The sequence below is a fragment of the Deinococcus sp. genome, from assembly GCF_025362455.1.
Taxonomy (GTDB): domain Bacteria; phylum Deinococcota; class Deinococci; order Deinococcales; family Deinococcaceae; genus Deinococcus.
The window spans coordinates 1-9,708 of the sequence record NZ_JANYGJ010000086.1 but is presented as its reverse complement, the minus strand read 5'-3'; the positions used below and the strand labels follow the sequence as shown (position 1 = coordinate 9,708).

At 65.9% G+C, this 9,708-nt stretch carries 8 protein-coding genes; 2 read left to right on the top strand and 6 right to left on the bottom strand.

Features of this window, described 5'->3' with window-relative positions; genetic code table 11:
- Positions 1–769 precede the first annotated feature (769 nt).
- Entirely contained in the window at positions 770–1,657 is an 888-nt protein-coding gene (locus tag Q0R23_RS06105) for a hypothetical protein (protein ID WP_293911488.1), read from the bottom strand.
- Positions 1,658–2,325: 668 nt separating this feature from the next.
- Positions 2,326–2,592 (bottom strand): TMEM175 family protein, encoded by a 267-nt coding sequence (locus Q0R23_RS18495; protein ID WP_366520395.1) that lies wholly within the window; start codon positions 2,590–2,592, stop codon positions 2,326–2,328.
- Positions 2,593–2,748: 156 nt separating this feature from the next.
- On the opposite strand from Q0R23_RS18495, the gene Q0R23_RS06100 reads away from it, so the two are divergent.
- Positions 2,749–5,112, top strand: a complete 2,364-nt coding sequence (locus Q0R23_RS06100; protein ID WP_293911486.1) for a hypothetical protein — start codon at positions 2,749–2,751, stop codon at positions 5,110–5,112.
- A gap of 6 nt (positions 5,113–5,118) precedes the next feature.
- On the opposite strand, the gene Q0R23_RS06095 is transcribed toward Q0R23_RS06100, so the two are convergent.
- Positions 5,119–6,066, bottom strand: coding sequence for a DUF1731 domain-containing protein (locus Q0R23_RS06095; protein ID WP_293911484.1), 948 nt, complete (start codon positions 6,064–6,066; stop codon positions 5,119–5,121).
- A 41-nt stretch (positions 6,067–6,107) separates the two neighbouring features.
- Positions 6,108–6,611: a hypothetical protein gene (locus Q0R23_RS06090; protein WP_293911482.1), complete on the bottom strand. Its 504-nt coding sequence runs from the start codon at positions 6,609–6,611 to the stop codon at positions 6,108–6,110.
- Positions 6,612–6,665: 54 nt separating this feature from the next.
- On the opposite strand from Q0R23_RS06090, the gene Q0R23_RS06085 reads away from it, so the two are divergent.
- Entirely contained in the window at positions 6,666–6,938 is a 273-nt protein-coding gene (locus Q0R23_RS06085; RefSeq protein ID WP_293911481.1) for a hypothetical protein, read from the top strand.
- A gap of 48 nt (positions 6,939–6,986) precedes the next feature.
- On the opposite strand, the gene Q0R23_RS06080 is transcribed toward Q0R23_RS06085, so the two are convergent.
- Both Q0R23_RS06080 and sufD read right to left on the bottom strand, forming a co-directional pair.
- Complete coding sequence (locus tag Q0R23_RS06080; protein ID WP_293911479.1) at positions 6,987–8,045, bottom strand: aminopeptidase; 1,059 nt, start codon at positions 8,043–8,045, stop codon at positions 6,987–6,989.
- Between the two features lie 238 nt (positions 8,046–8,283).
- Positions 8,284–9,642 (bottom strand): Fe-S cluster assembly protein SufD, encoded by a 1,359-nt coding sequence (sufD, locus tag Q0R23_RS06075; RefSeq protein WP_293911477.1) that lies wholly within the window; start codon positions 9,640–9,642, stop codon positions 8,284–8,286.
- Positions 9,643–9,708 lie beyond the last annotated feature (66 nt).

Sequence of the window (9,708 nt, the reverse complement as noted above, 5' to 3'; positions counted from 1 at the left end):
TCAGGACCGGCGTGACCTGGGCGCTCGGCGCCGGATCAGACGTGCCCGGCGCGGTGGTGGAGTCGCTGCAAGCCGCCAGCAGCGAAGCGCCGGTCAGACACAGCGCAAGAAAACGGAACGTGGTGGTGCGCCGCAGGGAGGCCGGGCGAAACGGGGAAGACGAAAACATACGGCAACCTACCATGCTCTTTTCTGAGAGGCGCTTAGACCTGACTCATGTCCGGTCTCTGGGTATCCGGTGCCTGTGGCCCGGTCAGCCGCAACGACGAGCAGATCTCGGTGGCCAGATCTCGGCGGCCAAAACTCGGCGGCCAAAACTCGGTAGTGCGTCTGATGGCGGCGGGCATGGCGCTCGCCCCGATGAAAAAGCTGCCAAGCGGCGTCTGGCAGTGCCCGAACGGGATTGTGAACAGTGGGGATGACCAGCCTGGAAGGCCGCTGTCGCCACCGTCACCCTGCCATGCCACCTTGCCGCCGTGCCTGGACTGGACAGTGAGTACCGGACAGCGAGTACCGGGCTGAGTGCTGGGGCCGGGGTCAATGCGCCTCACTGTCTCGGTATGGTGCGCAGTCAGCTTGGCGCAGCCGCACTCAAACCCGTCGATGCCGAATACCGTCCGGACAATCGTGGTGGGCGCCCGCGTCCTCAGCATTCCCTTCGGCACTCAGAGCATCATCCGCATCACCGAAAGGCACCGGCCCGCCTGGAGTGCAGGGGGCCGGTGCCGCTCACCGGGAGGAAAGTCGGGCTCTCATTTCTTGGGTGGCGTCACTTCTTGGGTGGCGTCACCGGGTCGGTGCTCGGCGCGGCGGGATCGGTCACGGGCGCGGCAGGATCGGCAGGCGTCGTCGTGTCGGTACCGGGCGTTGCCGGGGTGGCGGGGTCGACAGGCGTGGTCGTATCCGTGCTGGGCGCCGTGGTATCCGTGCTGGGCACCGTGGTATCCGTGCTGGGCGCTGCCGTGTCTGCGGGTGCGGTGGTGTCGGTGGGTGCGGTGGTGTCGGTGCTGGGCGCCGGGGCGCTCTGGGTGGTGGCGGTGGGCTTCATGTCGCGGCTGATGGCCAGCACGGTCAGGCCAAGCTTCGCGGTGGCGCTGACCTGCACGGTTTCGTCACCCTTGGTCAGCGTGACCTTGCTGGTGGCCGCGTCGGTGCTGGCCTCTGTGCTGGCCTTTGTGCTGGCTCCAGTGCTGGCGGCAGTGCTGGCAGCAGTGCCCGAAGCCTCGTTGCTGGCGCTGTAGCCCGCAGTGGTCAGCAGGGCCACGGTACGGTTAAGTGCGTCCTTGACGCTGCCGGAGTAGATCACGGCCTGGCCGAGTACGGTGGGCACGGTCTTGAGCACCTTCTCGCCGTCGAGGGTGGGCAGCGTGGGCTTGTCGCCGCTCAGCAGGGTGGAGGGCGCGGCAGCCGGTGCGGCGCCCGGAGCAGGCGTGGTGGTGTCGGTGCTCGGCGTGGCTGGATCAGCCGGTGCGGGAGTGGCCGGGTCGGTGCTCGGAGCTGGATCGGTGCTTGGCGCTGGAGTAGCGGGCGCTGGGGTTGTCGGCGCTGGGGTTGTCGGCGCTGGGGGCGTGGCGGGCAGGGTGGTCTGTGCCACGGCAGCAGTGCTGATGAGCAGGCCCAGGGTCAGGGCGCGGACGGCGTAGAGCTTGAGTTTCATGACATCTCCTTGGTGCCGCGCCCGGCTCCCGTACTGACTGGGGCCAGGCATGCAGCGTGCGGACGGCCAGTGCCGCTCCTGACCCGACCCTAGGCGCGGCCTCCATGTGAACATCCCCACAACCCTGAAATCGCTCCTGTGCGGCTGCCACCAAACAGGAGTCCTGAACTCACGCGGCTCAGCGCGGTCTAAGCGCCCCTTCATCTGGGAGCGTGTTCTGAGGAGTGCTCAGCCCCGGTCACGCCTGGCCGTTACGCCCGCTTCATGGACCGCCTATGAGACCGGCGTTCTCACGCCCTGGCCTGTGCAGCCCGGCCTTTTCCCGGCTGGCCACGGTGCTCCGTTCACAAAGCGTTCCGGGCGCCTTCATGTGAGCCGGGTCACGCTGCCAAGCATGTCCTTCCTGGGCACAACGGACGTCCAGCAGACGCCTGCCCGCTGGCGGACGTGGACTCGCAGAGCTCCGAAGGAGAGGGATGGAGCGCTGTTTGCAAGCAGGCGGCGAGTCGAGGCAAGGCAAGGTAAAGTAAGGTAAGTGCCGCTCTCGCCAGGACGCCCGATAGGTGCAGACGCCCGGCAGGTGCCGCCCTTCCCAGGAAGCGGAAGCCCGAAACGTGAGCAGGGAGATACTTGTTGATACCGGCTGATACCGGCTGAACTCGACAACGTTATCCAGACCAGCAGCCATGAGAGCAAAACAGATCTGACCGCTGTTCATCGACGCCGCCACTCTCAGGGTCCATGTTTTCACCGTTGCCAAATTGCACCGGCATAAATAGTGAGGTAGGCAATGAGGTAGGCCAGCAGCGTCGGCCACAGCCTGGCGAGGTCCGCCCACTCGTGGCCGCCGGGCGCGTGCGCAGTTCGAGCACCATAATCGTGATGATGATGGCCAGCACGCCGTCCGAGAACGCTTCGAGCCTGTGTTTGGTCATGGTATGGCCCCTGGTCTAGAGTTTCGCAAACGTCATGCTCAGCCACGCCGCGCCCGTCTGTCCAGAAGGTGAGTATTCAGATCGGCGCTCTGCTCACCTGTGAGCGCTTCTGCGGCGTAGCCCCACTCTGCTTTGCTCATCTCTTAGACTGGGACCATGACCCAGATTCGTCAACAGTCGCGCGGCATGTGCCGCCACTGCGGTTTCGTCGGTGCCAAGGCCAGCATGACCCGGCATCAGGCGAAGTGCCCGGAGCGCGGAATAGTCGGCGAGTCCAGCATCCAGACAGTCAGCAAACAGACGACCAGTCACGAGGTCTACCGCCTGCGCGTCAGTGGGCAGTACCGGCCCGGCTACTGGCTGGACATAGACGTGCCAATCAGCCTCACCCTGGATGATCTTGGCGGCTTTCTGCGCGGCATCTGGCTGGAATGCTGCGGTCACATGAGCGCCTTCACGGTGGGGCCGCAGGAGGACTACAGCGACTATTCGGGCTCCACCGAGCTGACTCAGCCTCCGCTCTCCAGGCTCGGTCTGGAAGTGGGGCAGAAATTCGGCTACACCTACGATTTCGGCAGCAGCACCGAACTCAGCGTGCAGGTTCAGGCGCGTGAACGGGTCAGCGGCGAAGCCAGCAAGTCAGTGCGGCTGCTGGCCCGCAACCTTCCGCCGGAGCTGTCCTGCTCGAAGTGCAGCGCGCCCGCCAGGTGGGCTCATAGCTGGGACTACGACGAACAGACCGGCGACCCGCTGCTTTACTGCGGCAAACATGGCAAGAGTACCCGCGAGGAGCAGCTTCCAGTGGTCAACAGCCCGCGTATGGGCGTCTGTGGCTATGACGGCGGCAATCTGGACGACTGGCCGCCCGCGCTCAAGGAAGGCCAGATCCTGAGCGAGCTGCCTGCCAAGTCCAAACCCAGGAAGGCGTCCAGAAGCAGCGCACCGGCTTCCGTTCCACTCCCGATGAACCTGTTGCCCGTCTGGCCAGGGAGAGACCAGGGCTTAGGCGAACTGATGCAGATGCTGAGCGCTCACCTGCCTGCCGAGCTGCTGAACGAACCGGAGGAAGCGGACTTCGGCGACTTCGACCTCTCGGATATAGAGGTGGCCGACCTGCTGCCCGAAGTGAGTGCGCTGCCCCAGCGCCAGGAGGCCGCCTGGCTGGTCGCCGCTGAGCCGCTGCCGGGCGTCTTGCCGGAAAGTGAGGGCGTGCCTGTGTTGGTGCTGATTGTCGATATGAACAGCGGCCAGGTGCTGCGGGGCGAGCCGGTGCTGGAGGCCGGGCCTGACGACATCCTGAAAGTGACGCTGCTGGCGATGCTCGACCCCGGATTCAGTGAGGTCGGTGGACCGGACGAGCCTGGTTACCGCCCGGCGCAGCTCCTGACGCCGGACCCGGCGCTGGCCTTTTCACTGCACACGGCGCTGGCCGGGCTGGGCATCCGGGCCGAGCACCACGACCGGCCCGAGTTTCGTGAACTGCTCGCTGAGATGCGAACGCAACTGGGCCAGGCCCTGAGGCAGCAGGCGCAGGCCAGTGCGCCGCACCCCTTTCTGGACGGCGTGCTGGACGCCGAGGTGGCCGAGCTGATCCGGGCCTTCGGGCGCTTTCTGGAAGCCGAGCCCTGGGCCGTCTTCGAGCCTGATAAACCCCTGCTGGCCCGCTGGGTCAACCCGGACGGCAGCGCCGGGCAATTTTATGCGACCGTCATGGGCGATCTGGGCGAGGTGCGGGGCCTGTCGCTCTACCCCGACTGGCTCAACTTCGTCGCCGCCCTGAGCAATCCCAGCGATCCGGCGCTGCTGCTGGGGGTGACGGGCGGTGTGGAAAGCCTGACCCTCAGCGCCAGGAGTGAGTTCGGCCCGGCAGACTGGGCGCGGCTGCGTTCAAACGGGCTACCGGACTACGCCGAGTCGGGTCCGGCGCTGCTGCGCTTCGGCCCGGCAGGCACCGAGTCGCCGGGCACGCCGCTGGCGCCGCTCATCGCCGTGCTCGACTTGCTTTCGCAACGCGCCGAGCGCCGAGCCAGCCCGGTCACCTCGCTCAAGGCCACTCAGAGCGGCGTGAGGGTCCAGTTTCCGGCGAACATGCGAGGCGACCTGACCGATGAGGAGCGCCAGGGCAGCGTGCGCCTGAGCATTCAGGCCGACAGCTCCTTTCTGTATGGCGGCGAGATCGTGCTGGTCGGCCCACCGGAGCTGGCACTGCGCCGGGTCATGTCGCTGGCCCAGGGCAAGATCGATGCCCAGATGAATGCCCGGCGGGCGGCGGGGCAACCTGTCGGCCCGGTCATGCTGCCGTATCATCTGGAGTCGCCCGACGTGGCGCTGGACATTCCGGGCATGGACGGCGAACCGCTACGCGCCACCCTCTGGGAAGGCCGCACCGGGCTCGCACCGGACCTGACGCTGGCCCACCTGGCCCGGCTCGGCCACGCCATCGAGAGCTTTCACCGGATCATGGTGCAGGCCAGTGTTCAGCCGGAGGTCGTCAGCGAACTGCGGGCCGAGCTGCCGTAAGCGCTTTTACAGCGTTGCGTGCCCCTCGTGCCTGACCTGCTTCACCAGTGCCCTGACCGCATCTGGCCAGTTCGGATACTGAAACTGAAAGCCCGCGTCCAGCAATCGTGTCGGCACGGTCCAGCGGCTTTTGAGCAGGAGTTCGGCCTCCGAGTTCATGACCGCCGCCCCCAGTCTGATCAGTGCGGCGGTGGACGGAATACCGATGGGCACGCCCCACGCTTCCCGGTAGGCTCGCAGAAATTCGCCGTTAGGCAGCGGCCCCGGCGCCGTGACGTTGACCGGTCCGGACAGGTCATGCTCGATCAGAAAGTCCAGCGCCCGGCAGAAATCCAGGTCGTGAATCCACGAGAGGAATTGAGCGCCGCCCGCCATCGCTCCGGCCAGGCCCAGACGGACCACCCGGTCGGTGGTTTCCATGACGCCCCCGGCCCCGACGCCGAAGACCATGGCCGTTCGCAGGGCCACCCGGCGCGTGTGCGGCAGCTCAGGTTCCATCAGCGCGGCCTCCCAGCGCTGGGCCACGTCCACACTGAAGCCGTGCCCGATCTCGCCGCTCAGCTCATCCTGGGCGTGGTCGCGGGCGCCTTTGTAGATGGTGCCGGTGCTGCTATTCAGCCAGACCGGCGGCGGGTTCCGGGCACCCTGAATGGCCCGGCCCAGCGCCCGCGTGCTGCCTATGCGCGAGGTGTAGATGTCGAGCATGTTCTGGGCGGTGTAGCGGCAATTGACCGTGCGCCCGGCCAGGTTGACGAGCGCGGCGGCCCCGTCGAGCTCACGGGTCCACTCGCCCTGCCGCAGCCCGTCCCAGTGGACCCAGCGCCCCGGCACCGGCGAGGTGGGCCGACTGCGCGATAGGATCACCACATCCCAATTGCGCGCTGCGAAATACCGTGCCAGCGAACGGCCCAGGAAGCCAGAACCACCTGCGATGATCAGCCGGGAAGGAGTCATGCGCTCAGCCTAGCGGGCGGACGGGGGAGAGGGTGTCCGGCTCAGCGCAGGCGCCAGGTCAGAACACGTTTCCAGCGCTTCGGTCCGTTCGGCATCTCCGCGACGACCAGGCCGCCCTGGCAGCTCAGGCGGGTGCTATCCGGCAGGATGGGCGCCTGTGGCAGCTTGGCCAGAGCGTAGTCTCTGCTGCTGTCCCAGGCCCGGAGTGTGTTGCCCCCGCCGATAACCAGACGGTCACACAGCAGAAAATCCCGGTCGATGCGGGCCGTGTCCGGCAGCCAGCGCCTGAACACGTTGCCCGGCCCGTAAAGTTGCACGCCCAGACTGTGCGGTCCCTTGGGGTCAAGACCCGGCGTGGACGACCAGCGCACCAGCGTATCGCCGCCCGGCATCTTCAGAATTTGCGTGACGGTGTAGCCCTGTTCCACCTTGCCCCCCGTGTTCGAGACGATGCCGTTCCACTCGCTGTCGCTCAGGCCCAGGCGCAGCGAGTAGGGCGACGCAGGAGCAGCGAGCGCCAGGCCGAGCAGGAGGGTAGGGAGCATGGAGTCAGCTTAGAGCTGCGGGCTGATGAGGGGCTGAGGATGTAGACTTGGAGGATGAGAGCGGCGTGGGAATGGGTGGTGGGGTTCTTGAACTTGCCGATGACGCTGTTTTACCGAAAGATCTTCATCTTTTATGGATTGGCGGCGTGTTGTGATCTTGTCGCACATCAATTTGTCTTTCAGTCGACCACTCAAGGCTGGTGGTACAAAGCCCAGTTTTTCTTCAGCGCTCCCTTCATTGTGCTGATAGCGATCAAAATTGCATATGAATTCATCAAATGGCTTATCCAAACCATCCGTGACCGAATTCGCGTCGGCTACTGGTAGGTCTAATCTTGCTCGGCGCGGCCCAGATCATTCGTTCCGCCAGAGCCCTCACTCGCCCCGCAAACACCCGGCCCGCTCCGCCTGGGGGCGTTTGCTACAGATTGTGGCTGCCCCGATGAACGCCGGAATATTGCCGCCCTGCCGCTCTAGCAGGGCCTGGAAGTCGGGGACCAGCGTGGCGTAGGCGGACACCGCGCCCAGCGAGGCATTGTTGACGCCGCGCCGGAACCAGCCGTCATAGCCTGAGTAGCCGTCCCAACTGGATTTTAGGGCGGCGTAGCGGTTCTGGAGCTGGCCCAGCACGTCGGCCTTGCGAGTCCGGGTCGCCTCTGCGGGCAGCTTCAAGGCGTACAGGTCGGCCAGCTCGCCGCGTGTTCGCAGAAGCAAAGCTTCGAAGGCGCTGGCGCGAACCTGAGCCAGTGTGTCAGCCTCTCTCAGTTCAGGGCTGCCTTCGCGGGCCAGGTAACGGCGCATCCCCTCCTCCTCGACGGCGGTGGCAAACGATTCGTTGAAGGTCGTGTCGTCTTTCAGATACAGCGCCGGGTGGGCCAGTTCGTGAATGACCGTGCGGATGAGGGCCGCGTCGGGGTAGCTCAACATGGTGGACAGCAGCGGGTCGCGCAAAATACCCAGGGTGCTGTAGGCCAGGATAGCCCCCACGCTCACGTCGTCTCCGGCGGCCTGGCGCTCGGCGGCGTCGGCGCGGGCGCTGTCCTCGCTGAAGTAGCCCCGGTAGGCCACGCAACCGGCAATCGGAAAGCAGGAGGTCCGCAGCGTCACGCTGTCCGGCGGCGCCGCGAAGACGTTCCAGACCACGGCGGGCCGCCCCACGTCCACGTAGTTCACGAAGGCGCCGTGATCCGGTAGGCCCAGCTCGGTGAGGGCAAACTCGCGGACCCGCCCGACCAGCTCCAGCTTGCGGCGCGTCTGCGGGTCGGTGGCGGGGTCGGCGATCACCCCGGCGATGGGCCGCGCCCGAACCAGTAGATCCAGTTGCCCGCCCGCCGCCTGCGCCAGGTAGCGCACCTGTGAGCAGCCGCTCAGTAGCAGGGCCAGCGCGGTGAGGCCGCCGTACAGGAGCCAGCGCCGCCGAATCTGAACGTTCATGCGGTCAGCATAGCTGCCTCGTGGAAAGAGGAAGGTCCGGTCGTTCTCCCCAGCGCACAGCGCAACGGCTAGCCCCGCTTCAGAGGCTGGCCGCTTCATCCGACTCGCGTCGCTTAGAGCAGATGTCATAAAAAAACCCTTTTTATGACCGAGCGGAGCGAGTAGTGTTGACTGAGCAGGACGCAGAATGGAGGCGCGGGGAGGCTGTTTTCCCCGTGGCGTAATTCGGAGTACTGCTCTAAGCCGCGCCGACCTTCTCGGCAATAATCCCCTCGATGTAGTTCACCACACTCTTGAGAGGCACCCGTGTCAGCACGTCTTCCAGAAAGGCGGTGACCAGCATCTTCTCGGCCTGCTCCTGGCGGATGCCGCGTGAGCGCAGGAAAAACAGTTGCTCCTGATCCACCGGCCCGGTCGTGCTGCCGTGCGAGCAGCGCACGTCGTTGGCGTTGATCTCGAGCTGCGGCACGCTGTAGTTGCGGGCGTCGCTGGACAGCATCAGGGTGCGGTGCTTCTGGTAGGCGTCGGTCTTCTGGGCGTGCAGGTCCACCTTAATCATGCCGCTGAAGACGCCCACCGAGGAGTCGTCGCCCACGCCCTTGTAAAGCAGGTCGCTGTGGGCGTTGGCGGCGGCGTGGTGTTGCAGGGTGTAGTGATCGAAGTGCTGATCCTTGTTGGCGAAATACAGCGCCAGCATCTCCGAATCGCTGCCCTGGCCGCGCAGATAGCTCTGCATCTCGGTGCGCGACAAAGTACCGCCCATGGTGACGACCAGGGAATTCAGGGTCGCGTCCCGGCCCACGTCGCCGCGCTGGCGCTGGATGTGGGTCACACCCTTGCCCCAGTTCTGGATGCTGACGTAGCGCAGCCGGGCGCCCTGTTTCACGACCAGCTCAACCGCCCCGATGGCGTAGGTGCCGGGCAACTCCTCGCTGTCCTGCTCGTCGATGAAGGTGACCTGCGCGTTCTCCTCGGCCACGACCAGGGTGCGGGTGGCGGTGTAGGTCCCGGCCTCGCTCATGACCCGGAACGAGCCCAGCGGCAACTCGACGGTCACGCCACGCGGCACGTACACGAACGCGCCGTTGGTCCACAGCGCGGCGGCCAGGGCACTGAACTTGCCCTCGCTGGGGTCCGGCGACTTGCTGGGCGTCGTGCCGGGCGCAGCGATGGTCGTATCGTCGGGCACCTCGGCGGGGACCACCGAGTAGAGGTACTGCTGCACCTTGTCGGCGTGCTGCTCCACGGCGGTCTTGAGGTCGGTGAAGATGACGCCCTGGGCGACCAGCTCGGCAGGCAGCGGCGTGGCGTAGACCACATCCGGGCCGTCGAGGACCAGGTAGGCGCCCACGTCGGTGCCCTGGAGGCGCTTTTGTACGCTGGCGGGGAGCTGGGTCACGTCGCTTACCACATCACGCTTGCCGTGTGGGCGCAGCTTGCCGAAGTCGGTGCCGCTGACCGGGGTGTATTTCCAGGCTTCGACGCTCTCGGTGGGCAGTTCGAGGATGTTGAACAAATCCAGCGACTCGCGGCGTTTGGCGCTTAGCCACTCCGGGCCGGTATTGATGATGGTGTCGTCGGTGAAGGGTTGGGTCATGGGTTCTCCTGTTGAAATTGGGCGGCTTCAGCCGAGAAACGACTCGACTTCCAGCACGAAACCGCC

Bases quoted from the DNA above. Each gene is read 5' to 3' on its own strand.
- Q0R23_RS06080 (WP_293911479.1), bottom strand. From the start codon at position 8,045: ATGAACGTTCAGATTCGGCGGCGCTGGCTCCTGTACGGCGGCCTCACC.
- Q0R23_RS06095 (WP_293911484.1), bottom strand. From the start codon at position 6,066: ATGACTCCTTCCCGGCTGATCATCGCAGGTGGTTCTGGCTTCCTGGGC.
- Q0R23_RS06090 (WP_293911482.1), bottom strand. From the start codon at position 6,611: ATGCTCCCTACCCTCCTGCTCGGCCTGGCGCTCGCTGCTCCTGCGTCG.
- Q0R23_RS06105 (WP_293911488.1), bottom strand. From the start codon at position 1,657: ATGAAACTCAAGCTCTACGCCGTCCGCGCCCTGACCCTGGGCCTGCTC.
- sufD (WP_293911477.1), bottom strand. From the start codon at position 9,642: ATGACCCAACCCTTCACCGACGACACCATCATCAATACCGGCCCGGAG.
- Q0R23_RS18495 (WP_366520395.1), bottom strand. From the start codon at position 2,592: ATGACCAAACACAGGCTCGAAGCGTTCTCGGACGGCGTGCTGGCCATC.
- Q0R23_RS06085 (WP_293911481.1), top strand. From the start codon at position 6,666: ATGAGAGCGGCGTGGGAATGGGTGGTGGGGTTCTTGAACTTGCCGATG.
- Q0R23_RS06100 (WP_293911486.1), top strand. From the start codon at position 2,749: ATGACCCAGATTCGTCAACAGTCGCGCGGCATGTGCCGCCACTGCGGT.